This is a genomic window from Sphingobium sp. TomMM7A (assembly GCF_055397305.1).
In genome coordinates, this window is the sequence record NZ_AP027311.1 from 378,537 (window position 1) to 404,010 (window position 25,474).

General features: G+C 61.2%; 25 protein-coding genes, 2 tRNA genes and 1 other RNA gene. 16 read left to right on the top strand and 12 right to left on the bottom strand.

Features of this window, described 5'->3' with window-relative positions; translation table 11 throughout:
- Positions 1-44 precede the first annotated feature (44 nt).
- The gene (locus ACZ5ZH_RS02090) at positions 45-407 is read left to right on the top strand and encodes a PilZ domain-containing protein (RefSeq protein ID WP_464772023.1); all 363 of its coding nucleotides are present in this window, start codon (positions 45-47) and stop codon (positions 405-407) included.
- A gap of 137 nt (positions 408-544) precedes the next feature.
- Here ACZ5ZH_RS02090 and ACZ5ZH_RS02095 read toward each other — a convergent pair whose 3' ends face one another.
- Positions 545-700 carry a YdcH family protein gene (locus tag ACZ5ZH_RS02095; RefSeq protein WP_196225701.1) on the bottom strand — a complete coding sequence of 52 codons (156 nt, stop codon included), beginning with the start codon at positions 698-700 and terminating at the stop codon, positions 545-547.
- 189 nt (positions 701-889) lie between these two features.
- On the opposite strand from ACZ5ZH_RS02095, the gene ACZ5ZH_RS02100 reads away from it, so the two are divergent.
- The 5 genes from ACZ5ZH_RS02100 (at position 890) to ACZ5ZH_RS02120 (ending at position 8,763) form a co-directional block, all read left to right on the top strand.
- The gene (locus ACZ5ZH_RS02100; RefSeq protein ID WP_449471510.1) at positions 890-1,069 is read left to right on the top strand and encodes a YdcH family protein; all 180 of its coding nucleotides are present in this window, start codon (positions 890-892) and stop codon (positions 1,067-1,069) included.
- A gap of 112 nt (positions 1,070-1,181) precedes the next feature.
- Positions 1,182-1,661 carry a DUF1465 family protein gene (locus tag ACZ5ZH_RS02105; protein ID WP_449471512.1) on the top strand — a complete coding sequence of 160 codons (480 nt, stop codon included), beginning with the start codon at positions 1,182-1,184 and terminating at the stop codon, positions 1,659-1,661.
- Positions 1,662-1,793: 132 nt separating this feature from the next.
- Positions 1,794-3,803, top strand: a complete 2,010-nt coding sequence (locus ACZ5ZH_RS02110; RefSeq protein ID WP_464775217.1) for an autotransporter assembly complex protein TamA — start codon at positions 1,794-1,796, stop codon at positions 3,801-3,803.
- Complete coding sequence (locus ACZ5ZH_RS02115) at positions 3,803-7,978, top strand: translocation/assembly module TamB domain-containing protein (RefSeq protein ID WP_464772025.1); 4,176 nt, start codon at positions 3,803-3,805, stop codon at positions 7,976-7,978. Before ACZ5ZH_RS02110 ends, ACZ5ZH_RS02115 begins: the two co-directional genes overlap by 1 nt.
- A gap of 131 nt (positions 7,979-8,109) precedes the next feature.
- Positions 8,110-8,763, top strand: a complete 654-nt coding sequence (locus ACZ5ZH_RS02120) for an outer membrane protein (protein ID WP_460987673.1) — start codon at positions 8,110-8,112, stop codon at positions 8,761-8,763.
- 48 nt (positions 8,764-8,811) lie between these two features.
- Here the strand turns inward: ACZ5ZH_RS02120 and pyrF are convergent, their stop codons facing one another.
- Complete coding sequence (gene pyrF, locus ACZ5ZH_RS02125; protein ID WP_196225707.1) at positions 8,812-9,486, bottom strand: orotidine-5'-phosphate decarboxylase; 675 nt, start codon at positions 9,484-9,486, stop codon at positions 8,812-8,814.
- Positions 9,483-9,818 carry a hypothetical protein gene (locus ACZ5ZH_RS02130; RefSeq protein WP_449471517.1) on the bottom strand — a complete coding sequence of 112 codons (336 nt, stop codon included), beginning with the start codon at positions 9,816-9,818 and terminating at the stop codon, positions 9,483-9,485. Before ACZ5ZH_RS02130 ends, pyrF begins: the two co-directional genes overlap by 4 nt.
- Positions 9,819-9,985: 167 nt before the next feature.
- On the opposite strand from ACZ5ZH_RS02130, the gene ku reads away from it, so the two are divergent.
- From ku to ACZ5ZH_RS02145, 3 genes are read left to right on the top strand one after another with little or no spacing between them, the layout of a single operon-like run.
- The gene (gene ku, locus ACZ5ZH_RS02135; RefSeq protein WP_464772026.1) at positions 9,986-10,852 is read left to right on the top strand and encodes a non-homologous end joining protein Ku; all 867 of its coding nucleotides are present in this window, start codon (positions 9,986-9,988) and stop codon (positions 10,850-10,852) included.
- A 3-nt stretch (positions 10,853-10,855) separates the two neighbouring features.
- Positions 10,856-13,351, top strand: coding sequence for a DNA ligase D (gene ligD, locus ACZ5ZH_RS02140; protein ID WP_464772027.1), 2,496 nt, complete (start codon positions 10,856-10,858; stop codon positions 13,349-13,351).
- A 59-nt stretch (positions 13,352-13,410) separates the two neighbouring features.
- Positions 13,411-13,596: a hypothetical protein gene (locus ACZ5ZH_RS02145; RefSeq protein ID WP_464772028.1), complete on the top strand. Its 186-nt coding sequence runs from the start codon at positions 13,411-13,413 to the stop codon at positions 13,594-13,596.
- 102 nt (positions 13,597-13,698) lie between these two features.
- Here the strand turns inward: ACZ5ZH_RS02145 and ACZ5ZH_RS02150 are convergent, their stop codons facing one another.
- Entirely contained in the window at positions 13,699-14,085 is a 387-nt protein-coding gene (locus ACZ5ZH_RS02150; RefSeq protein WP_464772029.1) for an EF-hand domain-containing protein, read from the bottom strand.
- Positions 14,086-14,352: 267 nt separating this feature from the next.
- Between ACZ5ZH_RS02150 and purB the strand changes: the two genes are divergently transcribed.
- Positions 14,353-15,669 carry an adenylosuccinate lyase gene (gene purB / locus ACZ5ZH_RS02155; protein WP_464772030.1) on the top strand — a complete coding sequence of 439 codons (1,317 nt, stop codon included), beginning with the start codon at positions 14,353-14,355 and terminating at the stop codon, positions 15,667-15,669.
- A gap of 148 nt (positions 15,670-15,817) precedes the next feature.
- Here the strand turns inward: purB and ACZ5ZH_RS02160 are convergent.
- Together ACZ5ZH_RS02160 and ACZ5ZH_RS02165 are read right to left on the bottom strand one after the other, a co-directional pair.
- Positions 15,818-15,894: transfer RNA gene (locus tag ACZ5ZH_RS02160), tRNA-Pro, on the bottom strand.
- A gap of 99 nt (positions 15,895-15,993) precedes the next feature.
- Positions 15,994-16,275, bottom strand: coding sequence for a JAB domain-containing protein (locus ACZ5ZH_RS02165; RefSeq protein WP_464772031.1), 282 nt, complete (start codon positions 16,273-16,275; stop codon positions 15,994-15,996).
- Positions 16,276-16,519: 244 nt separating this feature from the next.
- Here ACZ5ZH_RS02165 and thyA point away from each other — a divergent pair, with 244 nt between their 5' ends.
- The 4 genes from thyA (at position 16,520) to ACZ5ZH_RS02185 (ending at position 21,526) form a co-directional block, all read left to right on the top strand.
- Complete coding sequence (gene thyA, locus ACZ5ZH_RS02170; protein WP_464772575.1) at positions 16,520-17,410, top strand: thymidylate synthase; 891 nt, start codon at positions 16,520-16,522, stop codon at positions 17,408-17,410.
- 104 nt (positions 17,411-17,514) lie between these two features.
- Positions 17,515-18,867: a thiamine pyrophosphate-dependent enzyme gene (locus tag ACZ5ZH_RS02175; protein ID WP_464772032.1), complete on the top strand. Its 1,353-nt coding sequence runs from the start codon at positions 17,515-17,517 to the stop codon at positions 18,865-18,867.
- Positions 18,868-19,084: 217 nt separating this feature from the next.
- Positions 19,085-20,089: an alpha-ketoacid dehydrogenase subunit beta gene (locus ACZ5ZH_RS02180; RefSeq protein ID WP_464772576.1), complete on the top strand. Its 1,005-nt coding sequence runs from the start codon at positions 19,085-19,087 to the stop codon at positions 20,087-20,089.
- A 3-nt stretch (positions 20,090-20,092) separates the two neighbouring features.
- Positions 20,093-21,526 carry a dihydrolipoamide acetyltransferase family protein gene (locus ACZ5ZH_RS02185; protein WP_464772033.1) on the top strand — a complete coding sequence of 478 codons (1,434 nt, stop codon included), beginning with the start codon at positions 20,093-20,095 and terminating at the stop codon, positions 21,524-21,526.
- Between the two features lie 123 nt (positions 21,527-21,649).
- On the opposite strand, the gene ACZ5ZH_RS02190 is transcribed toward ACZ5ZH_RS02185, so the two are convergent.
- Positions 21,650-22,117, bottom strand: a complete 468-nt coding sequence (locus ACZ5ZH_RS02190; protein WP_449474600.1) for a hypothetical protein — start codon at positions 22,115-22,117, stop codon at positions 21,650-21,652.
- Between the two features lie 159 nt (positions 22,118-22,276).
- Here ACZ5ZH_RS02190 and ACZ5ZH_RS02195 point away from each other — a divergent pair, with 159 nt between their 5' ends.
- Both ACZ5ZH_RS02195 and ACZ5ZH_RS02200 read left to right on the top strand, forming a co-directional pair.
- Positions 22,277-23,431 carry an AI-2E family transporter gene (locus ACZ5ZH_RS02195; protein WP_460987683.1) on the top strand — a complete coding sequence of 385 codons (1,155 nt, stop codon included), beginning with the start codon at positions 22,277-22,279 and terminating at the stop codon, positions 23,429-23,431.
- Between the two features lie 41 nt (positions 23,432-23,472).
- Positions 23,473-23,549 (top strand) — tRNA-Asp (locus ACZ5ZH_RS02200).
- 197 nt (positions 23,550-23,746) lie between these two features.
- Here the strand turns inward: ACZ5ZH_RS02200 and ACZ5ZH_RS02205 are convergent.
- The 5 genes from ACZ5ZH_RS02205 to ACZ5ZH_RS02225 form a co-directional block, all read right to left on the bottom strand.
- On the bottom strand, positions 23,747-23,935 hold the full coding sequence (locus ACZ5ZH_RS02205; RefSeq protein WP_464772577.1) for a DUF2842 domain-containing protein: 189 nt from the start codon (positions 23,933-23,935) through the stop codon (positions 23,747-23,749).
- A gap of 47 nt (positions 23,936-23,982) precedes the next feature.
- Positions 23,983-24,561: a 5-formyltetrahydrofolate cyclo-ligase gene (locus ACZ5ZH_RS02210; RefSeq protein ID WP_464772034.1), complete on the bottom strand. Its 579-nt coding sequence runs from the start codon at positions 24,559-24,561 to the stop codon at positions 23,983-23,985.
- A gap of 86 nt (positions 24,562-24,647) precedes the next feature.
- Positions 24,648-24,804: non-coding RNA, 6S RNA (gene ssrS / locus ACZ5ZH_RS02215), on the bottom strand.
- Between the two features lie 11 nt (positions 24,805-24,815).
- Positions 24,816-25,151, bottom strand: a complete 336-nt coding sequence (locus ACZ5ZH_RS02220) for a cell division protein ZapA (RefSeq protein ID WP_449471534.1) — start codon at positions 25,149-25,151, stop codon at positions 24,816-24,818.
- A complete protein-coding gene (locus tag ACZ5ZH_RS02225) occupies positions 25,144-25,341 on the bottom strand; it encodes a hypothetical protein (protein WP_460987686.1) in 198 nt (65 codons plus the stop codon). Before ACZ5ZH_RS02225 ends, ACZ5ZH_RS02220 begins: the two co-directional genes overlap by 8 nt.
- Between the last annotated feature and the right edge of the window lie 133 nt (positions 25,342-25,474).

The following is a 25,474-nucleotide window of genomic DNA, read 5'->3' on the forward strand; positions in this document are numbered from 1 at the left end:
GGCAATGTCCCGCAAAATAAACGGGTCATTGCAAGGGATTGGGTATGAATAGCGATCAGGAAATGGCGGAACGGGGACCTGCTCGGTCAGGCCCGCGGGACAGCCTGTTCCTGCTTACCAACCTGACTTGCAGCGAAGGCACGCCGCTCGGCCGTGCCCGCGTGCGCAACCTGTCGGCTACCGGGCTGATGGCCGACTGCGAACGGCCGGTGCCTGCCGATGCCGCGATCGTCCTTGAACTGCGCGGAGTCGGGCGGGTCAGCGGCCGGGTCGTCTGGGCCAAGGATGGCAAGATCGGTATTGCATTCGATCATGAGATTGATCCCCAGCTCGCCCGCAAACCCATAGCCTCCGGCGCCGCTCACCGCGCCCCCTCCTATCTGCGCCTCCACCAGATAGGCCGCTGACCAAAACGCGTTCTTCTCGCCATTTCCTTCACGAAAAAACGCGCCGCCTCCCAGCGCCGCGTCAATCCCGATTGTCCGGGAAGTAAGGGCGGAGCCGCGTTTTCCCGCGGCCCCGTGCCCTCAATCTCAATGCCGGGTCAATTTCGCGACATTTCCTCTTTCACCCGCAACTTCTGCTTCTTGAGCGAGGCAACCAGGATCGCGTCGGGCATCGGCCGACTCGTCTCTGCCTTGATCCGTGCCTCAAGCCCGGCATGTTTGGCTGAAAGAGCTGAAACGTGGCTGTTTTCCATGACATTCTCCTGATGAGGGTGATGGACGAACGAGTAGATCATGATTCGCCCCGCCTGTCTTTCCGGAATCGGCGCTTTGCGATGGGGCGCGTGCAAATTTGCGATGGTCCGATAGTGTCCGGGGAGTTATCAGGAGCCTGTCCGCAACATGGCCGAGAAAGTGGGTAGTGGGTGAGCCGGGAAGACATCATGCGACGGCTGGAACTGCTGCGAATCGAACATCGTGATCTTGATGGCGCCATCGAGGCGCTCGTGGACGCGGGAGGGCGCGACCAGATGCAGATCGCCCGCCTCAAGAAACGCAAGCTCCGACTCCGCGACGAGATCGCGCTTTTGGAGGATGCGTTGGTGCCGGACATCATCGCCTGACCGCCCCTGCGTGGCGATTGTTGGTTAACAACGGCCCTGAATGATACAATCTGCCCCCAAATCCCTGCATCGGGACTGACAAGCAGCCGCTTTTATGTCAGTGATTCGGCCTATGTCTCCTGCCGTCACTCTGGACCGTGGCTTGCATCGGCGTCTTGTCGATGGCCTCTATCTTGAAGCCATGGTTATGGCCGATGAGGCGCGCGCCTATTTCGACCGCCGCGATATGACGGAAGCCGAGATCGAAGACCCCCTCCGCCGCGTTTCGTTCGCCTGCGAATCCCTCAAGGTGACGACCCGGCTCATGCACATCATCGCCTGGCTATTGAGCCAGCGGGCGTGGCAGCGGGGCGAGTTGTCAGATGCCGACCTGATGGACGAGAAATACCGGCTGGGCCGCGCGACCGAAACTGACCCGGATATCGCGGCAGCCTTCCCCTTCGCGGCCCGCGCTTTGATCGAGGCCAGTCAGGAACTGTACGGGCGCGTCGCACGGCTGCAAGACAGGATGGATCATATGGCTCGTCCGCACGGCCGTGTGGACAGCAGCCCCGCTCGCGCGTTGATGGACCGCCTGAACACCGCCTTCTGACGTCGGCTTGTGAAAGGCGTTTCGTCGCTTCTTCGTGCGGAGGATCGTCGTACGGGCTGGCGCTTCCTTTCCCAAATGGGCTAGACCGTTGATATGAACACGGGCTTGCGGACTTTTCGCCGCGTATCAGCCATGTCGCAAGCCTCCCGGCTTTTGATCCTGCCTCTGCTTTTGGCGGCTCCCGCCGTGCATGCGCAAATCGTGGAACCGCCGGCGGATGTGGCTGACCAGGAGCTTCCCCTGGACCCCATGCCTGACCTGGGCGTGGAATGGCCTGACCTGGGGCAGCCCGACGCGGTTGCCTCCCTGCCTCCCGATCCGGCCGATACGCCCGACCTTGCTGATGATGCCACAAGCCCCGCGCTTCAGGATTCCGATGTCGATTTGCCTGATGAAGCTGCGGCCTTCGCGGATTCGGGTGAGGAAAAGCGTTATTCCGTTCAGCTCAATGGTTTGGACGGGATAGCGGACACACAGTTCGATAGTCGCTTCAAACAATTATCCGTGTTGCGGGAAGGAGAAGGGAAGCCCGCAAATCTCGCGCAGATAAACCGGCGGATCAAGGAAGATAGCGAGCTGCTTGACCGTCTGCTGCGTGCGAAGGGCTATTATGCGGCCCGCGTTCGTAGCGCCATTTCCGTCTCGCCTGAAAAGGAAGGCAGGCTGGCCGTGCGGTTCGAGATAGTGCCGGGGACGCGTTACCTGCTTTCCTCGGTCGATCTCCAGGGCTTGGCCGAAGCGGGCGAACAGCAAACGACGCTGCGTGAAGCTTTCCCTCTCCATGCGGGCGATCCCATCGATGCGGACGCGATTCTGGCGGGGCAGGCTTCTCTTTCGCTTGCTATGAGTGAAAATGGCTTCCCGTTCGCAAAGGTCGGAGAGCCGGAGGTGCGGATCGACCATGAAGAACGCAAGGGCGATCTGGATATCATCGTGACTCCGGGTGCCTACCGCACCTTTGGATCGGTCATCCTTAAGGACAACACGCTGTTCAACGCGCGCCATGTGGAGAGCATCGCCCGCTTCGAGCGTGACGATCCTTACAAGGCGTCGGATGTCGAGGATCTGCGAAGCGCGATCGTTGCCACCGGTCTGGTATCGTCGGTCACGCTGACGCCCAAAGAGGCTGGTGACGGGAAGCATGTCGATCTGGCCGTCGATGTCCGGCCCGCGCCACTGCGCACCATCGCTGGCGAGTTGGGCTATGGCACTGGCGAAGGCTATCGCGCCGCCGTAAGCTGGCAGCACCGCAACCTGTTCCCCCCTGAAGGCGCCGTCACATTGCGCGGGGTGCTTGGGACGCAGGAACAGACCGCGTCCTTCACCTACCGGCGCAACAATTTCCGGGAGCGCGATCATGTGCTGACCGGGCTTGTATCGATCAGCAATATCAAGCGGGATGCCTACGACGCGCGCACGATCACCCTGTCGGGGGCGCTGGAACGGCAAACCAATATCTTGTTTCAGAAGAAATGGGTCTGGCGAGTTGGGGCGGAGCTGATCGCGTCGGATGAAAAGGATGCTTTCAGCGGCGGCAACAGGCGCACCTTTCTGATCGGCGCGGTGCCGCTCACTCTCACTTATGATGGCAGCGACGATCTTTTGGACCCCAGTCGAGGCTTCCGTCTGGGCGGCCGGTTCAGCCCTGAACTGTCCTTCCAGAATGGGACCTTCGGCTATTCCCGTCTGCAGTTGGATGGCAGCGTTTATCAACCGGTGACCGACCGGATCGTGCTGGCGGCGCGCGCCCGCTTCGGTACGATCCTGGGGTCCACCGTTGATCAGATCGCGCCGTCGCGGCGCTTCTATGCCGGTGGCGGTGCTTCGGTCAGGGGCTATGGCTATCAGGATATCGGTCCGCGCGACGCGAACAATGATCCGATCGGCGGCAAAAGCCTTGCTGAATTCTCACTGGAAAGCCGGGTTCGTTTCGGGAACTTCGGTGTCGTGCCATTTGTGGATGCAGGCAATATCTCCACCAGCTTCCTGCCACGTTTTAAAGACATGCGCATCGGCGCGGGCATGGGGCTGCGCTACTATAGCAGCTTCGGCCCGATCCGGATTGACGTCGGCACGCCACTGAACCCGCAGAAGGGTGATCCGCGGGTTGCCGTATATGTCTCCCTCGGACAGGCCTTCTGATGGCGGAGGATGAGGTACAGCGGCCGCAGCGGCGTCATCGGGCTTGGGATGGGCGATGGCAGCGGTGGATAGTGGGCATGCTTGCCCTTCTCCTGGTTGCAGCGGCGGCGGCGCTGGTGTGGCTCGATACGTCGGCGGGGCACCGCTTCTTGGTTGCGCGTGTTGAAAAGATCAGCCCCCCCTCTGGCCTGCGTATCCATGTCGATAGGATCGAAGGCAGCATTTACCGCCGCGCCATCCTTCATGGCGTGACGCTGTCCGATCCCAAGGGCGCCTTTCTAACGGCTCCGCGCGTAGAACTGGATTGGTGGCCGCTGGCGTGGCTTTCAAACCGTCTGGACATCGACCGGCTGAACATTCCGGTGGCGACGCTGCACAAGCTGCCACGCCTTAACCCCGGCAAGCAGAAGGGGCCTATCCTTCCCGGCTTTGACATCCGCTTGATGCAGTTTTCGGTAGGCCGACTGGTCATAGCCAAAAATATCAGCGGACGTGTGCAGCAGGCGACGATTTCCGGTGACGCCGACATACGTGACCGAAGAGCAGTCATCGACCTTTCCGCGCGGGTTCTGGGGCAGGAGGATGCGATCAACCTCGCGCTCGACAGTCGCCCGGATGACGATCAGTTCGACCTGGATGTAACCGTCAATGCGCCCGCTGGCGGCGTCCTGGCGACCATGGTGGGGTTGCGGCAGGACGGCAACCTGCGGATTCGGGGGGAGGGCAGCTGGACACGCTGGGACGGCAGGCTGGCTGGTACGCTGGACAGTGATCCTGCGATCGACTTGGCGCTTGCAGCCCGCAGTGGCACCTATTCCGCGACCGGATCGGTCGAAGCATCGGCCATAGCAGGAAAAGGGCTGGTACAGCGTCTAGCTTCGCCGCGCCTTTCGCTGGAAGCGCACGGAGAGCTGAAGGACCGCGTGCTGGACGGCAAACTGTCCCTGCGTTCGGAAGCCATCGCGCTGAGTGCTGATGGCGCCCTCGATCTGCGTAACTCCGCATTTGATAATCTGCTGATCGATGTGAAGCTTGCGCGGCCGCAAGCCTTGCTCAAGTCGATGCGAGGACGCGACGTCACCGCGCGGGTGCGGCTGGATGGTGCCTTTTCCAGCGTCGGCTACGAATATTTGCTGAGAGCCAGGCAGCTTGCGTTCGACCGTACCGTGATCAGCGATGTGCGCGCAGAGGGTAAAGGACGCAAGGTCGGTAATGGGCCGTTGCTGATCCCCCTGCGCCTGCGTGCGCGGCGGTTGGATGGGCAGGGCGACCTTGTCGAGGGCATCATCCGCAATTTCGTGCTGGATGGCGTGTTGCAGATCAAGGGACAGCAGCTCCTTACCAATCCCATGCCGATCCGGTCGGACAAGCTCAGCGGCAAGCTGGTCATGCTCGCCGATCTCAGGACCGGTCGTTATGATTTCGGTCTGGATGGACAGATACGCGGCCTTGCCATTCCTGGTCTCGGCATCGTGGATCTGACGTCCAAGTTGCGGGCAGTGCCGGGAAAAAGCGGCGCGTTCAGCCTCAGCGGCACGGCAATGGCGCGCATGCGCCGGTTGGATAATAGTTTCCTGCGGGGGTTGGGCGGTGGCCTGCCGGTGGTGAAGAGCAATCTTTCGCTTGGCGCCGACAAACGCCTCATGCTCACGGGCCTGCGCCTTGAAGCGCCGCTGCTCAGTCTTTCCGCTGATGGGTATCGTCGGCCCGACCGAAGTTTCCATTTTGAAGGCAGCGGCACGCATAAGCGATATGGACCGGTACGCCTGACGCTTGACGGCAAGATTGAACAGCCGACGATTGACCTGTTGCTTCAGCGACCCCTTGACGCATTGGGCGTCGCCGACATGCGTGTGCATCTGGTCCCGGACGACGCCGGGTATCAATTCACAGCTCTAGGCGGATCGACGCTGGGCGCCTTCAATGGCGAGGGCCAAATCCTGTTGCCGCGCGGCGCTCAGGCGGTGGTGAGGGTGGCGAAGCTCGCCGTGTCAGGAATAACCGCCAGCGGTGATCTGCGTCCTGTGATCGGCGGCCTTGAAGGGCAGCTGGATGTCGCTGGCCCCGTCAATGGAAGCATCGTCTTTGTCCCCGTGAATGACATTCAGCAACTGCTCCTGAAGCTCGACGCTACAGACGCCAGCTTCGATGGCCCCACGGCAATCGCGGTGCGTCGCGGCAAGCTGGATGCGACGGTTCTGCTCGATCCCGCCGGGACGTCGATCAATGCCGTGACGCAGGCCAGAGGCTTGCGGGTAGGGGGCATCCTGATCGGCAGACTGGCGGCCAATGCTGATCTGACGGGCGGTCGCGGAACGGTGAAGGCCAGTCTTTCGGGCCAGCGCGGTCGTCTTTTCGACTTGCAAGGTGAGGCGCAAGTCGAACCCGATCGCATCCGCGTCGCAGCGCGAGGTACGCTGGACAAGCGAGCGATCCGGCTGACGCGGCCTGCGCTTTTCACCCGCAGTGCTGACGGTTGGCGACTGTCCCCGGCGACCATCAGCTATGCTGGCGGCTCCCTGCAATTGGGTGGAGAGCTAAGCGGCCAGACGACGCGAATCGAAGGTCGTGTGCAGAAGCTGCCGCTTTCCCTTCTGGATATCGCTTATGATAATCTGGGCCTGGGCGGCACCGCCACAGGATCGCTCAGCTACGTGCATAGTCGGGGCGGCATGCCCACCGGGAAGGCGGAACTACGCGTGCGCGGCCTGTCGCGTTCGGGATTATCGCTTAGTTCCCGGCCCGTCGATGCCGGGGTGAACGCGGTTCTCACCAATGACCGGCTTGCTTCGCGCATGCTATTCGCCGCCGATGGCCAGACTATTGGGCGGGCGCAGGTCTTGCTGACGCCGCTTGGCACGCAAGGGAGCCTGATCGAGCGGCTGAACCGGGCGCCTCTATTCGGTCAGCTGCGATTCCGAGGGACTGCGGATACGCTCTGGCGCCTGACCGGGGTGGAGATAATCGACATTTCCGGCCCCGTGAGTGTCTCCGCTGACGCGCGCGGTACGCTTGGTAATCCCGTGATTTCCGGCGCGCTCGCGACTGACACGGCCGTGATCAACAGTGCGGTGACCGGTATGCGGCTACATAATGTGAAGGCGCGTGGACGGTTTTCCGGCGCACAATTGGTCATGTCGAGTTTCACCGCCAATGCAAAGAATGGCGGAACGGTCAGCGGGACGGGCAGCTTCACCTTCGCCGGAATTGCCGGGGTGGGCATAGACTTGCGTTTGCAGGCAGATGACGCTGCCCTGCTGGACCGCGACGACATAGCCGCTACGGTCACCGGCCCGATCACCTTGCTTTCGGACGGCGTCAACGGAACCATTGGTGGCGACCTGCTGCTCAATCGCAGCCGTTTCACCTTGGGTCGTGCAGCCGCAATCGCCCAGATTCCGGAGCTTCGCGTCACAGAGGTCAACCGTAACGGCGAAGAGATCGAACGGCCCCGCACAAATAGGCCGTGGGCTCTCGCTATCAAGACGCGGGCGCGTAATCGCCTGACGGTCACAGGTTTGGGCCTTGATAGTGAGTGGCGTGCCAATCTGGATATCGCTGGCACCGTGACCAGTCCTGCAATCTCCGGAACGGCAGACCTCGTTCGTGGAGGTTACACCTTCGCCGGGCGTCGTTTCGAACTCCGTGAAGGCAAGATTCAGTTTGATGGTCGCACGCCAACGAATCCCACGCTCGACATCGATGCGGAAGCCAACGTCAACGACCTCACCGCGATGATCCATGTGGGTGGTACAGGTCTCAGGCCCGACATCAGCTTCACCAGCGTGCCCGCCCTGCCGCAGGATGAACTGCTTTCCCGCATATTGTTCGGAACATCGATAACCAATCTTTCCGCGCCGGAGGCGTTGCAACTCGCCTCTGCTGTCGGATCGCTCCAGGGTGGCGGAGGGCTTGATCCGATCAATGCAGTGCGCAAGGCTGCCGGACTTGACCGGCTGCGCATTATCGCTGCCGATCCTACGCAGGGGCAGGGAACCTCAGTTGCGGCCGGAAAATATCTGACGCGCAAGACCTATGTTGAACTCATAACCGATGGCCAAGGCTATTCCGCGACGCGGATGGAATATCAGATCACCCGTTGGCTTTCTCTGCTGGCGTCGATTTCCACTCTCGGTCGGGAAAGCGCAAACGTCCGCATATCCAAAGATTACTGACTTTGCCTGCTTTCCTGTCGTTGCCGAAATACCACAATTTCAGCTGTTTATCTTAGGTTCATGAAACCATTGCCTGCCGTGGGACTTCCACCACTTCCTCCTCAAGGAGGTGAGTGACAATGGAGTATCCTATGCGGAAAATAATGGTCGCAACCCTGCTGGCTGGATCGGCCGTCGCCTCTCCTGCCCTGGCACAGGATGCCGGCGCCACTTTCACCGGGCCAAGGGTCGAAGCCATTTTGGGCTATGATCATACCGGCGCGGGCAGCAGCGTAGACAATGACAATAGCAGAGATGATCAGTCGATCGACGGGCTGCTGTATGGCGTAGGCGCAGGCTACGATGTCAATCTCGGCAGCGCTGTCGTAGGTGTCGAGGGCGAATTCACGGATTCGACCGCCAAGAGCAGCAGAAACCCCTTCACCAGCCAGTTCGGTTTCGGCCGTGTCAGCCAGGGCCGTGACCTATACGTCGGCGCCCGTGCTGGCATACTCGCCAGCCCCAACACCCTTGTCTATGTGAAGGGTGGCTACACGAACACCAAGCTGAACGTGCTCGCAGGCGACACCGACGAAACGACCGATACCTCCTTCAAGCTCGACGGCTGGAGGATCGGTGGCGGCGTTGAACGCGCCTTCAACCAAAATATGTTCGGAAAGCTGGAGTATCGCTACTCAAAATATGACAGCGCGCACATCGACTTCATGAATGGCGCGACGAGCAGCGAATTCGACATTGATACCGATCGTCATCAGGTCGTGGCCAGCGTAGGCTGGCGCTTCTGACGGGACGGGGGGATCGGCTTTGCTGATCCTCCCATCACGCCTTTCCCTCTATAAAGTCGCTTCGATTTCCCGTGCGGCCATATCAGGATTTTCCGCGAGGCTGATCGGCCGTCCCACGACAAGGATCGATGCGCCCCGGTCCAGTGCTTCCCGAGGTGTGACAGCGCGCTTCTGATCACCCAGAGCGCCGCCTTGCGGCCGGACGCCGGGCACCACGAAAAAGCCATCGGGCCAAGCACGTTTGGCTAGCGCGACTTCTTCCCCGGAACAGACGATGCCGTCCAGTCCGGCACTCCGCGCCAGGTCGGCAAGCCGCGTCACCTGATCCTCAGCCTTGCCGCCCACCCCTATATCCACAAGGTCGCTATTATCCAGGCTGGTGAGCACGGTCACCGCCACGACCTTTGTATTGACGCCGGCAGCTGCTTTTGCATCCTCCAACATGGCGCGCCCGCCTGCCGCATGCACGGTGAGGATCGCTGGTTCGAGGCCATGGAGCGCCTGAACGGCCTTCGCGACCGTATTAGGGATATCGTGCAGCTTCAGGTCGAGAAAGATCGGCAGATCGAATTTCATCATTTCCCGCACGCCGTGGTGGCCATGTGCACAGAAGAATTCGAGCCCCAGTTTCAACCCGCCTACATGTCCGCGCACACGCCGGGCCAGATCCTGGGCTTTGGTGAGGTCGGGCGTATCAATGGCGACGTAAATTGGGCTGCTCATGCTGTTCCTGTAGCGGGAAGGGAAGGAGAAGAAATGGAAAGGTCGTCGGCGATGCTGGCAGGCGGTAAGGTGGGAGCAGCCGTGGCGGTTGCCGCGATCAGCGCCCGCTCCGTGCTTTCCAGCTTCCTCTTCATCCGCCAACGCGTGGTGCGGGCCATGATCCAGAAGGGAACGGCACCCACCAGAAAGGCGATGAGTATGGGGAACCAGATACGCGTCTCCCACACGATGTCGCCCCATATCTTGATTTCGGTAGGCCGGTTGTTCGCCTTGCAGAACAAGGCAATCGCGACGGCCAAGACAACCCAGAAGGCAGTCCGCAGGAATTGCATTCGGCATGTCCTCTAGCTGATAATCGAACCAGCTTAGGCCATTTCGGCGTAGTTCGGAAGCGCCTCGTCGGATTTGCTGGTGTCGGGAGGACAGAAAGTCGCCTCACTGCATGCCGGAACCCTTGTGCCCGCCTGCGCATTTTCCTTGCGGCAAGGAGGTTCAGGACATGGCGGCGCGCGCATATTGGCAGGGACAAATCAGGCTGGCGCTCGTGTCCATTCCCGTCGAAATCTACGCGGCCACCAAATCAGGCGCCCAGATAGCCTTCCATCAGATTCACGAACCCAGCGGCAAGCGCGTGCGCTACGAAAAGACCGTTCCCGGCCTTGGTCCGGTCAAGCCCGAGGACATCGTGAAGGGGTATGAAGTCAGCAAGGGCGACTATGTCCTGCTTCAGCCCGAGGAGATTGATGCGGTCAAGCTGGAGAGCAAAAAAACGCTCGAACTCACGCAATTTGTGGACGCTGACGAGATCGACGTCCTTTATTATGAGCGGCCCTATTATGTCGTGCCCGCGGATGATCTTGCCGAAGAAGCGTTTATCGTCCTGCGCGAGGCATTGCGGCGCGCGAAGAAGGTTGGATTGGGCCAACTCGCCATGCGCGGCCGGGAATATATCGTTTCGCTAAAGCCTTGCGGGCGGGGCATGGTGCTGGAGACGCTTCGCTATGCCGATGAGGTCAACCGTGCCCAGTCCTACTTCCGCGAAATTGAGGATATGAAGCCCGATCCGGAACTGCTCGACCTTGCCGAAGCACTCATCGAAAAGAAGACTGCGCCGTTCAAACCCGACAGCTTCCATGATCGTTATGTCGATGCGCTTGAGCGGCTGATCGAAAAGAAGAAGAAGGCCAAGGGCCGCCGCATCATCGAGGACGAGGATGAGGGTCCAGTCAAGCGCAGCGGCAACGTGATCGATTTGATGGCGGCGCTGAAGAAATCCGTCGATACCGGGGCGAAACGCGCGCCCGCCAAGAAACCGGCCGCGCGCCGCGCCGCCAGCACCAAGGCTACAACGCGTAAGCGGGCGTGACATATGGCCGAAGCCGACCCCCTCAAGGAATATAATCGCAAGCGCGATTTCACCCGAACGAAGGAACCGGCGGGAAAACGGACGCGCACGAGCGGCAACAGCTTCATCGTGCAGAAGCATGATGCCACGCGTTTACATTATGATTTCCGGCTGGAAGTGGATGGTGTCCTGAAAAGCTGGGCGGTGACACGCGGCCCTAGCCTTGACCCCGCCGACAAGCGGCTTGCCGTTCGCACGGAAGATCATCCGCTATCCTATGCGAGCTTTGAAGGCACAATTCCGAAGGGAGAATATGGCGGCGGCACAGTCATGCTGTGGGATGAGGGCAGTTGGGAACCTGTCCCCGGGAAAAGCGCCAAGGACTTGGCGAAGGGCCATCTTCACTTCATTCTTCACGGTAAGAGAATGAAGGGCGAGTGGCTTCTGATCCGCCTGAAACCCCGGCCCGGCGAAGGAAAGAGGGAGAATTGGCTGCTCCGAAAGATCGATGATGCCTATGCTGGCCCCGCCGAGGATCTGGTCGGGCGGGAATTGACCAGCATCAAGAGTGGCAGGACCATGGGCGAGATTGCCGCAAACGCGCCAGCGATCTCTCTAAAGGGCAAGCGCGGAAAAGCTTTCGATGCCGCCATGGACCAAGCGAAGAGGGCGACGCCAGTTCAGCCTTCCACCAAGCGCCGCCGACAGGAAAAAGCACCGGCATTTCAGGCGCCGCAGCTCGCTACGCTGGTCGATGCCGTCCCCACGGGCAATGGTTGGCTGCATGAAATCAAATATGACGGTTATCGCACCTTGGTCAGTGTTTCCGGCAGCCGCGTTCAGCTGTTCACGCGCACGGGCCTCGATTGGACTGACCGCTTCGCGCCACTGGCGAAGGAAATAGGCGGCATGAACCTTCCGCCCATGCTGATCGATGGAGAAGTCGTCGCACTGGGGGCGGACGGAAATCCGGACTTTTCCACATTGCAGCAGGCGTTGAAGGGCGAGGGTAAAGGCGCCCTCCACCTCTTCGCCTTCGATCTTCTTTCACTGGAAGGAGAGGATCTGACATGGCAGCCCAACATCGCCCGTAAGGAAGAGCTAGCGGCACTGCTAGGTCAGGGGAGCGCACATGTGCATTTTTCCGATCATATTATCGGCGCTGGCGAAAAGCTGTTCCGGACGATGTGCGAGGCTGGACAGGAAGGCATAATCTGCAAACGAGCGGATGCTGCTTATCGGGGCGCCCGAACGAAGAACTGGCTCAAGGTCAAATGCACCCGTCGGCAGGAATTTGTGATTGTTGGATGGACCCCCAGTTCCGCAAGCGGGCGCGCGATCCGCAATATCCTCCTGGCGCAGAATGATGATCAGGGACTCCTTTACGCGGGCAAGGTCGGGACGGGTTTCAATGCGCGGAACAGTGATCAACTGCTTGGCCAACTGAAAGCACTAGCCCGCCAATCCCCTGCCTTGAACGTACCACGCAGCGAAACTCGGGGTGCCAAATGGGTGTGCCCTGACCTGGTAGCTGAAATCGCTTTCGCGGAATTCACCAGCGATAATGTCGTGCGCCACGGCAGCTTCCTTGGGCTTCGCGGAGACAAGAAGGCGGGCGAAGTAGCTCGGGAGAAGGTGATGGCTGTGCCCGAACAGGAAAGCGACGTTCATGTCTCAAATCGTGACCGGCTGATCTTTCCGGAGGCGAAGGTGACCAAGGGGCAGTTGGCTGACTATTATGAAGCAGCCGGGGCGATCATGCTGCCCTGGATTGCGCATCGCCCGATCAGCCTGGTGCGCTGCCCACAGGGAAGGGCGAAGAAATGCTTTTTCCAAAAGCATGACAGCGGCAGTTTTGGTGACCATGTGAAGCACGTCCCCATTCGCGAGAAGGACGGTAATGAGCAGGACTATCTTTATGTGGACGATATCGATGGGCTAATAGCTTGCGTTCAAATGGGTACGATTGAATTCCATGGCTGGGGTTCCCGGGTGGAGGATGTCGAAAAGCCTGACCGGCTGATCTTTGACCTCGATCCGGACGAAGGTCTCGACTTTGAGGATGTGAAGAAGGCCGCCCGCGACATTCGCCGCACGCTTGAGGACATAGGGCTCACCAGCTTTCCCATGTTATCCGGTGGGAAGGGCGTGCATGTGGTTGTCCCGCTTACGCCCGAAGCCGAATGGCCGCAGGTCAAGGATTTCGCAGACCGCTTCGCGAGGGCACTTGCCGCCGCCGAACCCGATCGTTTCACGGCAACGATGAGCAAGGCCAAGAGGAAGGGCCGGATCTTCATCGATTGGCTGCGCAATCAGCGGGGGGCTACGGCAGTGCTTCCCTATGTCGTCAGGGCGCGCGAAAATGCTCCGGTGGCGGTGCCCGTCAACTGGAACGAACTGGAGGATATTGATCGGCCGGGGGCTTTCACTATCGCGGACGTGGATGAATTGATCACCCGCGCGGCATCACGAGAGATGCGGGGATGGGGAGAAGCGCGGCAGACGCTGCCCGATTATTGAACTGATATCTGACAGCTATCTTTTCTCTGGCGCGACCTTGTTGCATAAGCCGATTCACCATGACCAAGTCCGACAAAGACGCGCCCGATGCAGGCGCCCCCGAACAGGCAACAGAAGCAAAGCCCGATCTCGCAACGGCTGCCCGAAAGACAGTGGGCCGAGGCGTATGGATGGGCACCGCAGTCGGCATAGGATCGGCCGCCATCGTTGCAGCGCTTCTGTATACGAATAAAAAACGCGGCTGATTGATTGGCTAAAAGGGAGGCGGCATGGCCTTCGCTCCACGCCGCCTCATGCTGTGCCCATAGACCGGGTTCTTGTCAGCTTCGATAATAGTGGCGCGGTGATTAAGCGGCGCCGCGGCTCAGATAGGTGATGAGTTCGGGCTTGCTCACTGATGTGCTTTTGTCCGCATCAGCTGTCTTGAATGCGCCATCAGCCCAAGTTGTGACGTCAGCGGCGGATAGTTTTTCACCGCTGCTTTTCATTTCCTGATCCTTGAGCGCAACCATCCAGCGTAAAAACTCGGCTTTGTCGAGTTGACCATCTCCATTGGCATCATAGGCCGGGAATTCGCTATCGACGATGGATGCGACGGTATCTGTCTGTGTTGCCGCCGGGCTTTGAGGAGATATGCTCGCACCTGCCTGTGGGCTACCGGGCACAGAGCCAACCTGTCCGATGGCCGGAACGGCGGCAGTCAGCGCAACAGACAATATAAGGCCGCGTAACATCACTTTCTCCCTCGGCAGCGGTCGAGCAGGTCAGTTGCTCGATAGCTTGACCCATGAATACATAAGTGACGACTGTGTTTCCTGAATATCCATTCAGAGTCGGCAATTCGCCTGCGAAACCGGCTCATCCCGTCCTTGAACGCTGCGATATTCGGGGTAAAAAGTTGCTGGTACAGACGCGCGAACCAAATGAGGGCGCGATTTGCCCTTGAATGGCTGGACTGCTAGGCGGCGCGCGAACTTTTATCAGCAATCAGGATTCGTTCGATGGTCCCGCGCTACGCCCGCCCGAAAATGACAGCTCTCTGGGAGCCCGAGGCTCGATTTCGCATTTGGTTCGAGATCGAGGCGCACGCCACCGAAGCGCTCGGTGAATTGGGCGTGGTGCCCAAATCAGCTGCCAAGGCGCTGTGGGACTGGTGGGCGACCAACCCGACCATAGATGTGCCGGCGATCGACGCCATCGAGGCCGTCACCAAGCATGACGTCATCGCCTTCCTGACCTGGGTTGCTGAGCAGGTCGGCGACGAAGCGCGCTTCATGCATCAGGGCATGACCTCTTCCGACGTGCTGGACACCTGCCTTGCCGTGCAGCTTTCCCGTGCGGCTGACATCCTGATCGAGGATCTGGATCAGCTGCTCGACGTCATCAAGCGCCGCGCGTTTGAACATAAACTGACGCCGACGATCGGGCGCAGTCACGGCATCCATGCCGAGCCAGTCACCTTCGGTCTCAAGATGGCCGAGGCCTATGCCGAGTTCAGCCGGTGCCGGACCCGCCTTGTCGCGGCGCGTGAGGAAATCGCGACCTGTGCTGTTTCCGGCGCGGTCGGCACGTTCGCGAATATCGATCCGCGTGTCGAAGAACATGTCGCGGCCAAGTTGGGGCTGGCGGTCGAACCTGTTTCGACCCAAGTCATTCCCCGTGATCGCCACGCGATGTTCTTTGCCACCCTGGGCGTTATCGCAAGCTCGATAGAACGGCTGGCCGTCGAGGTCCGGCATCTGCAACGCACCGAAGTGCTGGAGGCGGAGGAGTATTTCTCCCCCGGCCAGAAGGGCAGTTCGGCAATGCCGCACAAGCGCAATCCGGTTCTGACTGAAAATCTGACGGGCCTTGCGCGCATGGTGCGCAGCTATGCGCTGCCCGCGATGGAAAATGTCGCCCTGTGGCATGAGCGCGACATCAGCCATTCGTCGGTTGAACGCTACATCGGTCCTGATGCTACCATCACGCTCGACTTTGCCCTGGGCCGTATGACCGGCGTCATCGACAAGCTGCTCGTCTATCCCGAACGCATGATGAAGAACCTCGACAAGATGGGCGGTCTTGTTCATTCGCAGCGGGTGTTGCTGGCGCTGACGCAGGCGGGCGTTTCGCGCGAGGACAGCTATCGCTATGTCCAGCGCAACGCGATGAAGGTCTGGGAATCGGATGGCCAGCTTTCGCTTCTCGAACTGCTGAAGGCCGATCCGGACGTATCCGCAGCCCTCACCGCGGAGCAGATCGAAGAGAAATTCGACCTCGGCTATCACTTCAAACAGGTGGACACCATCTTCCGCCGAGTGTTTGGAGAGGCCTGATAGGCCTTTAAAAGCTCATATGATAAAAAGGGCGCGGGAACGCGCCCTTTTTTATGTGCTGTCGGGATGCAGCAAAAAACTACGGGCGGTCGGCAGCAGCACATGTTGCGCGGCTGACGCCTCAATGGCTTTTGATATGAAAAGAAATTGGTCGGGGAGAGAGGATTCGAACCTCCGGCCCCTGCCTCCCGAAGACAGTGCTCTACCAGGCTGAGCTACTCCCCGACCGATAGCGGCGTTGCGAGCAACGCTGCTGGGCAGGCGGGGTCTATAGAGGGGGCTTTTCGGGCTGGCAAGCGGCTGGGGGTGCTTTTTTTGACATGGTCATAATAGGCCTGCCGCGCGAAAGCTGAACTGGTCCGCAGTGCCCCGGATTATATGATCGGCGAGCTTGACCTCCATGGGCCGGAAGCGACGCGCGATGGTTCGTGACAGGCGAATGTCGCTCCAACATGGATAGGGGGATCGCTGGTCGGGGCGATGCTGTTCGATTGCCAGCCAGTGGCTACCGCGCAGCAACAGTTCCTGCACGATACAATGCCAATCTTCATTGCTATCCACGCGGTGCACGGGGCGCCAATCATCGTCGAGGAGCAGGAATTGCATGCTTGCGGTTATAGTCATTGCGACAGGATGCGGCCGGGCCGATCAGTGATCACTGCCAACTGTCTCCACTGTGGAGGGGAAGGCGGGTAGAATGATCCGAAGCGAAAGCAAGATTGGCTAGCGGCTGTTCGCTCGGCTAAAGCGGGGGCGGCGAGTTTGGAATCGTCGCAGCAGGAAAGAACCCCCGTTGACCAGTACCGTCACCCCGGCCGAAGCGCATTACGAACAGCAATATCTGGACCTGATGCGCCGTATCTGGACGGAGGGGGACGAGCGGATCGACCGAACCGGAGTGGGCACGCGATCTCTGCTGGGCGCGAGCATGCGTTTTTCGCTGGCTGATGATGCGGTGCCGTTGCTGACGACCAAGCGCGTTTACTGGAAAGTGGCGGCGCGGGAGATGCTGTGGTTCCTGACGGGCGATACCAATATCCGTGAGCTTGTGCGTCAAGGGGTGCATATCTGGACGGACTGGCCGCTGGATGCCTATCGCAAGGCTACAGGCGAGGACATTAGCCGGGACGATTTTGAAGCGCGGATTATCGAGGATGCGGCCTTTGCGGGACGGTGGGGCGATCTGGGGCCGGTCTATGGGGCGCAGTGGGTGAACTGGCCGCGCTATGAAGCGGTTGGTGACGGGCTGTTCCGGCGGGCGGAGAAGGGGCATAACCAGATTGCTGAACTGGTCGAGGGGATCAGGAATAACCCGGGGTCGCGGCGCTTGCTTTTTACCGGGTGGAATGTTGCGGAAGTGGCGCAGATGGCTCTGCCGCCTTGTCATATGACCTATCAGTTCCAGGTGTCGAATGGGCGGCTCAACGGGCTGCTGTTCCAGCGCAGTTGTGACCTTGGCCTTGGATTTGCGTTCAACATCTTCGGGCTGTCGATGATCACGCGGATGTTGGCGCAGCAATGCGATCTGGAGCCGGGGGAAGTCGTTTGGCACGGTGGCGACGTGCATCTTTACCTGAACCATGCCGCACTGGTTGAGGAGCAGATCGGCCGGACGCCGGAAGGTGCCCCGAAGCTGAAGATAAAGAGGCGGCCGGAAAGCATTTTCGATTATCGGATCGAGGATTTCGAAGTGGTGGATTATGCGCCGCAGAGTCACATTGCGGCGCCGGTGGCGGTTTGAATCCAAGAAGGAAATAGCGAGAAACGGAACTCTTGCTTTTTGCGAGCGTTGTAATATTATAATTGCAATAAGCAATAATATTGCAAATGCGAGTAGGAGGCAGGATGGGCGACCGGGAAGGTTCGGGCGCTGAGAGGCCGGTCGCTAAAGGCGGCCAAACAGGCGACGGCGGCGATCGCGGCGGAGAGCAGCTTTCGGCGGACGGCCGGAACCTGCCGCCATTGCGGTTGCATGTGCCGGAACCGCAGTTTCGGCCCGGCGACGACGCCGATTTCAGTCATTTCGACATTCCCCCCGCCGGAACCTCGCGCAGGCCCGATGAGGCCGCGGACGCGGGTACGATGCGGGAAATGGCCTATGACCTTGTCCGCGTGCTGGATGAGGAAGGGCGCGCGGTGGGGCCGTGGGACCCGAAGCTGCCACCCGAGATGCTGCTCCGCATGCTGCGCGGCATGGCGCTGACCCGCGCTTTCGATGGGCGCATGTTCCGCGCGCAGCGGCAGGGCAAGACCAGTTTTTACATGAAGTCGACTGGAGAGGAGGCGGTGTCGATTGGCGCGGCGGCGGCGCTGGCGAGCGATGACATGTGCTTTCCCAGCTATCGCCAGCAGGGGATATTGATCGCGCGCGGCTGGTCGCTCGTGGACATGATGAACCAGATTTATTCGAATAAGGGCGACCGGCTGAAAGGGCGACAGCTGCCGATCATGTATTCGGCGCGGGAGGCGGGGTTCTTCTCGATCTCCGGCAACCTTGCCACCCAATATCCGCAGGCGGTGGGCTGGGCCATGGCGAGCGCGGCACGGGGCGACACGCGGATCGCGGCGACATGGTGCGGGGAAGGATCGACGGCGGAAGGGGACTTCCATTCCGCCTGCACCTTTGCCAGCGTTTATCGCGCGCCGGTGATCCTGAACGTCGTCAACAACCAGTGGGCGATCAGCAGCTTTTCCGGCTTTGCGGGCGCGGAGGCCACGACCTTCGCGGCGCGGGCGATCGGCTATGGCATTGCGGGGCTGCGGATCGACGGCAATGACGCGCTGGCGGTCTATGCCGCGACGCGCTGGGCAGCGGATCGGGCAAGAGCCAATCATGGGCCAACGCTGATCGAGCATTTCACTTACCGGACCGAGGGGCACAGCACGTCCGATGATCCAAGCGCCTATCGGTCGGCCGACGAAGGGAGCCACTGGCCGCTGGGCGATCCGATTGCGCGGTTGAAGCAGCATTGCATCGCGATCGGTATCTGGGACGAAGAACGGCACGCGGCGATGGACAAGGAACTGGCCGAGCAGGTGCGTGAGGCTGCGAAGGAAGCGGAGAAGAACGGGATTTTGGGGCATGGGCTCCATCAGCCGATGGAGAGCATGTTCGAGGATGTGTTCGAGGAGATGCCCTGGCATCTGCGGGAGCAGCAGCGGCAGATGCTGGATGAAGCGAAGGCGGCTGGGTTGTGAGGGCGTTTGTGTCCTTTTTCCTCGCCCCTTTAGGGGTCGGCCAGAGGCACGTGACTCTGGCCGAGATAACGGAGCTTGCTGGCTTGCCAGCTAGCGGAGGTTGGAGAGGGGGATGCGTCGCTCTCCCCCTCTCCCAGCTTCGACTAGGCGGCAGAGCCGCCAAGTCTGCGCAACCCTCTCCCCTGAAGGGGCGAGGGGAATGACTGACACCCGCCAGATGAGCATGATCCAGGCGATCAACAGCGCCTTGGACGTGATGATGGAGCGTGACCCCGATGTCGTCGTGATGGGGGAGGATGTCGGCTATTTTGGCGGCGTTTTCCGGGCGACGGCGGGGTTGCAGAAGAAATTTGGCAAGAACCGAGTGTTCGACACGCCGATCACCGAGACCGGGATCATCGGCGTCGCAGTGGGCATGGGCGCCTATGGGTTGCGGCCAGTGCCGGAAATCCAGTTCGCCGACTATATCTACCCCGCGCTTGATCAGTTGGTGAGCGAGGCGGCGCGGCTGCGTTATCGGTCGGCGGGGGAGTTTATCGCGCCGATGACGGTGCGGTCGCCCTTTGGCGGCGGGATTTTCGGGGGGCAGACGCACAGCCAGTCGCCCGAGGGCATCTTTACCCATGTTTCGGGGATCAAGACTGTCATCCCGTCCACCCCTTATGACGCCAAGGGGCTGCTGATCGCCGCGATCGAGGATAATGATCCGGTGATCTTCTTTGAGCCTAAGCGCATCTATAATGGGCCGTTCGATGGCCATTATGACCGGCCAGCGAAGAGCTGGGCGGGGCATCCCGGCGCGATGGTGCCGGAGGGCTATTATCGCGTGCCGCTGGGGCAGGCGCGCACGGTGCGGGCAGGCGAGGCGCTGACCATCCTCTGCTACGGCACGATGGAGCATGTGATCGAGAGCACTGTCTTGGAGATGGGCGTGGATGCCGAGATCATCGATCTGCGGACGCTGGTGCCGCTGGATATCGAAGCGATCGAGCAGTCGGTGAAGAAGACCGGCCGCTGCCTGATCGTGCATGAGGCGACGCGGACCAGCGGTTTTGGCGCGGAGCTTTCTGCCCTGGTGCAGGAGCGCTGCTTCTATCATCTCGAAGCGCCGATCGAACGAGTGACGGGTTTCGACACGCCCTATCCGCATAGTTTGGAATGGGCCTATTTTCCTGGGCCGGTGCGGATCAGGGAAGCGATCAAGAAGATAATGAGGGATTGAGCGATGCCCCTGTTCACGTTCAGGCTGCCCGACATTGGCGAAGGCATTTCCGAGGCGGAGATTGTCGGCTGGCATGTGAAGGTCGGCGACCGGGTGGAGGAAGACCAGCCAATTGCCGACATGATGACTGACAAGGCTACGGTCGAGATGGAGAGCCCGGTTGCGGGGGTGGTGACGCGGCTGGCCGGGGAGGCGGGTGAGCAGGTCGCGATCGGGGCGATGTTGGTGGAGATTGAGGTTGAGGGGGAGATTGAAGCCGAGACACCGGGAAGGCGCGAGGTGGCTGGTTCGTCGGTGAATGGGATTGTTTCGTCGGTTGAGCGGGTTGAAGCTGCGGGGGAAGGATCCTCTTCGCAGGATAAGGCTGAAAAGCCCTCTCCCCTTCAGGGGAGAGGGTTGGGAGAGGGGGAGCTAGGCGAAACGTCCGCGGGAGAAAAAGCTGAAAAGCCCCTCCCCTTCAGGGGAGGGGTTGGGGTGGGGGATCAGAGGGATATGCCCAGTTCGCAGGGCAGCCCCCTCTCCCCAGCCCTCTTCCCTGAAGGGGAGAGGGAGCAGGGCGGAGTGACCCCTGAAGGGGAGAAGGTGCTCGCCTCACCGGCCGTCCGTGCTCGCGCCAAGGAACTCGGGATAGACCTCGCCCAAGTGAAGCCCACCGGCGATCATATCCGCCATTCGGACCTCGACGCTTTCCTCCTTTACGGCGCTGGGCAGGGCTATCGGCCTGCGGGGCAGCGCGCGCGACGGGAGGATGAGGTGGTGAAGGTCATCGGCCTGCGCCGCCGGATTGCCGAGAATATGGCCGCGTCGAAGCGGCATATTCCGCACTTTTCCTATGTCGAGGAAATCGACGTCACCGAGCTGGAGCGGATGCGCGCGCAGTTGAATGGCGAGCGCGGGGATCGGCCGAAGCTGACGATGTTGCCGCTGTTGATCGTGGCGATTTGCCGGGCGCTGCCGGACTTTCCGATGCTGAACGCCCGCTATGATGACGAAGCGGGTGTCGTGACCCGTTTTGGCGCGGTGCATATGGGGATCGCGACGCAGACGGACGCGGGATTGATGGTGCCGGTGATCCGGGACGCGCAGGATCGGAATATCTGGCAATTGGCGAGCGAGATCGGGCGGCTGGCAGAGGCCGCGCGGTCCGGCAAGGCGAAGGCAGAGGAGCTTTCCGGATCGACTCTGACGCTGACGTCGTTGGGTGCGCTGGGCGGGGTAGCGACGACGCCGGTGATCAATCGGCCGGAGGTGGCGATTATTGGCCCAAATCGGGTGATCGAGCGGCCGGTGTTTCGTGGGCGGGAGGTTGTGGCGGCGAAGCTGATGAACCTGTCGATCAGTTGCGACCATCGAGTGGTGGATGGATGGGATGCGGCGAATTTCGTGCAGGCGGTGAAGCGGTTGCTGGAGACGCCGGTGTTATTGTTTGCGGAGTAAGCAGATCATGTTCAACTCCCGTCATGCCAGCGAAGGCTGGCATCTCAGGAGCGACGCGCGACTTGGCCTGAGATCCCAGCTTTCGCTGGGATGACGGTCATTTTCGTTCGATGATCAACTTGGTTACCGCATCGTGGCCCTATAACTCAGACGCGCGGTCTCGCCCGGCGACAGGCGTGTGGGGCTGGTCCAGCGAATATGGGTGATATCGGCGGGAACGGCCCTGCGAACGCCGCCTAGTGGAGTCGGTAGCCAAAGCTCGTCTAGGCGGCCCCAGCGTTGGCCGCCGTCCACCGATACTTGCATCGATGGATCGGGCGCCGTGAGGAGGGTGCCACGGGGAACGGCGTTGGTGAGGGCTATGCCCTGAACTGGTCCGCGCCCTTCGTTTCGACAGTTGACGACGAAGAGCAGCTGGTCGCCCGGCGCCGCGCGCGTGGCGCTGGCGAGGGTGCGGCGGGCGCGGCCGTTGATGTCGGTATGGACGCGCTCCACAAACATCTGGGTTTCCATGCGCAGGTCCGTACGGGCCAGTGATGTGGCGGGCAGCATCGCCCATCCAGCCATGCCCAGCAGCGCCAGTTTACGCATCATCCGTTCAAAGCCCCGATCCCCGTTTCGCTATTGCTTAGGACAGGGGAGCGAAAATTTGGTTAATGGGCCTTAGTCATGTCAGGGCCGATGAATGAAATTGACGGGCTGTGGCGGGCCGGTACACATTGTCGACATGCGGGCAGGATCGATCGTTCAGTGACACCTCATGAACAGCTGGAAATCAACCGGCGGCGGGATCGGCTGCTGGCGTCCATCGCGCTGACGACGGGCGTTGGGCTGCTCCTTGCCTTGCCGTTCGCCCTGCGCGAGGGGGCGGAGTTTTTCCTGCCACTGACGGCAGCGATCGTGATCGCCATTGCGCTGGTGCCGTTCCTGGAGTGGATGGAGCGGCGTCGGGTGCCTTCGGCCGTGGCGGCGCTGGCGGCAGTGATCGCGTTTTTGGTGGTGGCGAATACGGCACTGGTGCTGATCGTGGTCCCGGCGACCGACTGGTTCAGACTGCTGCCGCAGCGCTTGCCCAAGATTCAGGACAATCTGGCGCCGCTGATCGACTTTTATTCCCAGTTGCAGCATTTCGTGGACGAGACGGTGCAGATGCTGGCGACGGGGCCAGTTGCTGCGGCGCAGACGGCGGCGGTGGATGCGCCGCGATCACTGTTGCAATTCGCCGCGACCTCCGCGCCTTCGGCGATCATCCAGATGGTGTTCGCGCTGCTCATCATCTATTTTTTCCTCGCCGGTTGGACGCGGCTGCGGCGGCGGACGATCAACAGCCGGGGCAGCTTCGACGGCGCGATGGCGGTGGCGCGGGTGATCCAGAATGTGGTCGATGCGACATCCGCCTATGTGCTGACGATCGCGACGATCAACCTGTGCCTGGGGCTGGCGGTTGCGTTTGCGCTGTGGCTGATCGGCATGCCTTCGCCGCTGATGTGGGGCGGGATCGTCGCGCTGCTGAATTTCGTGCCCTATTTCGGGCCGATGCTGGCTGCGGCATTGCTGGCGCTAGGTGGCCTCATGGTGTTTGACGACGTGTGGCGGGCGCTGGCGCCTGCGGTGACGCAGATCGGCTTTCATCTGGTGGAGGCGAATGTGATCACGCCGATGGTGCTGGGGCGGCGGTTGACGATGAACCCGCTACTGATTCTTGTGTCGCTGACTTTCTGGGGATGGGTGTGGGGGACGCCGGGCGCGCTGCTGGGCGTGCCGTTGCTGATCATCATCCAGACCGTGGTGGCGGCTGCTGGGACCCCGGATATCGCGGGTTTCCTGTTCGAGCGGGGGACGCTGACGGTGGCGCTGCGCGAAGAAAATGACGAGAAAGAAGAAAGTGGCGAAAGAGCCGGTTGACAGGTCCGGCGGTCCCGCATAGATGCCCGCCCACACCGAACGCGGGTGTAGCTCAGTTGGTTAGAGCGCCGGCCTGTCACGCCGGAGGTCGCGGGTTCGAGCCCCGTCACTCGCGCCACTCTTTTTGAAGAGTGGATGGTCCTTAAGGGCCGAAAATTCCTGAAAATTATGACGGTTGTCATGCCAGCGGAAGCTGGCATCTCAGGTCTTTACGTGCGGTCTCGTCCCACGAAATCCCAGCCTGCGCTGGGATGACGAAGTGGGCGCTACTAACGACGGAGTTGGATGCCTTGGCCGCGCCGAAAATATGGCGCGTCAGCCGCGCCGCCAGCGGCCCGTTTCCATCCAGGCGAGCAGGCGCTTCAGCGGCAGAACCCAGATCCAGACGATGCCGAGGAAGACATAAACCGGCACCTGCACGATCATCGGCAGGCTGCCGATGAGCCCCGACAGGCTGCCGACGAGGACTGCCCAAAGCGTGATGAGCCCGACGATGGCGAGCATGCCGACGGGCTTGCGCCAGCTGGGTTCGTAGGGTGCAGGCTGGCGGTTCACGCGTCGGGTCCTTCGATCAATTCAACTTCGGTGAGGATGATGTGGAGCGGCAGGTCCCACGGGTCGGCGGGCAGGGCGTCTTGTTCCTGCACCGACCAGGCGAGGCCGATCCGCAGCGCATCGGGGTAGCGGGCGAAGGCGCGGTCATAATAGCCGCCGCCCTGGCCCAGCCGGTTCATCGCACGGTCGAAGCCGAGCAGCGGGGCGATGATGACGTCCGGCGCGACGGGCGGGCCGCTGGGTTCGGGATGGTGCGTGCCGTAGAGGCCGGGGTGAAGCTGATCCTCCGGCGTCCAGGCGAGGAATTCCATGCTGCCGAGCCGGTCGATGACGCGGGGGAGGGCGAGGGTCTTGCCCAGACTTGCGAGTTGCGGGGCGAGGCGCTGGGCGGGCGCTTCATCGTCCAGGCCCATGTAGAGCGCGACCGTCTGCGCATTATCCAGCCTGCGGGCGAGCGGCGAGGGGAGTGCCTTGAAGGCTAGCCTGTGCGCCAGCGGATCGAGCGATTGGACGAACGCGCGGCGGTGTGTCCGGGCGAGGGTGCGCAGGGCGGTCTTGTCGAGGTCTTCGCTCATGGGGCCGCGTTTAGACCTGGAGGAGGGGGCTGGAAACCGGTTTCTCGACTGCGCTCGAAACGAACGGAGGAGAGAACGAGGAGGGTGACGGGACCGCCTTGGCCGTTTGCTGGAATATCCTCTGACGCCTCAACGTCAGGTGGGGACCATGTAGATCGGGCCTGGACCCGCCCAGGGACAGCCCCCTTGGATGTGATTATCGCCTCAGGGATGTTCGCTAAAGCTCGTACGAGGCAGTACCCGTCGTCCCTTATCTAGGCGTCCGGCGGCGGTGCGGCAAGCCTGTCGCTCAGCTTTTCTATCCGGGCAGCGAGCGCCTCGATCGCGCGGGCAGCCGCGTCATCGTCGTCATCGAGGGCCAGGCTCTGCTGACGGCCGATCGCTTCCCGCTTCAGGTCGTTAAGTTCGTCAGCCAGGAAGAGGGCGGCGAACAGCAGGGTGCGTACCTCAGTAAGGCCCGGCGTGTTCTGCTGCGCAAGGCGTGCCTTGCGTTCGATCAGGCTGGCGAGATGGGCAAGATGGGCTTCCTCACCATCGCGGCATCGGATTGCATAATGACGCCCGGCGATCTGAAGGTTCGTTTCAGCCACGCGAGTCCCCTTTAAGATCGGCGATCAGTTCATCGAGCGACCGGAGCGCCGCGCGCGCGGCGACGGGGTCCATGCCGGAGGAGGCGGAAGAGGCCGGACCCGCGACCGCGAGACCCTGCACATCCTGTTCCAACCGACTTACCGCGCGCTCCAGTGCGCCGATAGCCTGCATCATGCGATCGCTTGCCATGACCCACGCATAAACAAAGTTTTCGCCTTGCAAAAGCCGTGATTGGACGGCTTGGCGCTCTCCACGGTCCTGCCACGGTTGACGCTTTGGGTGCAACGCGACAAAGGGGACCGGATTTCGATTCGTCGGCTCA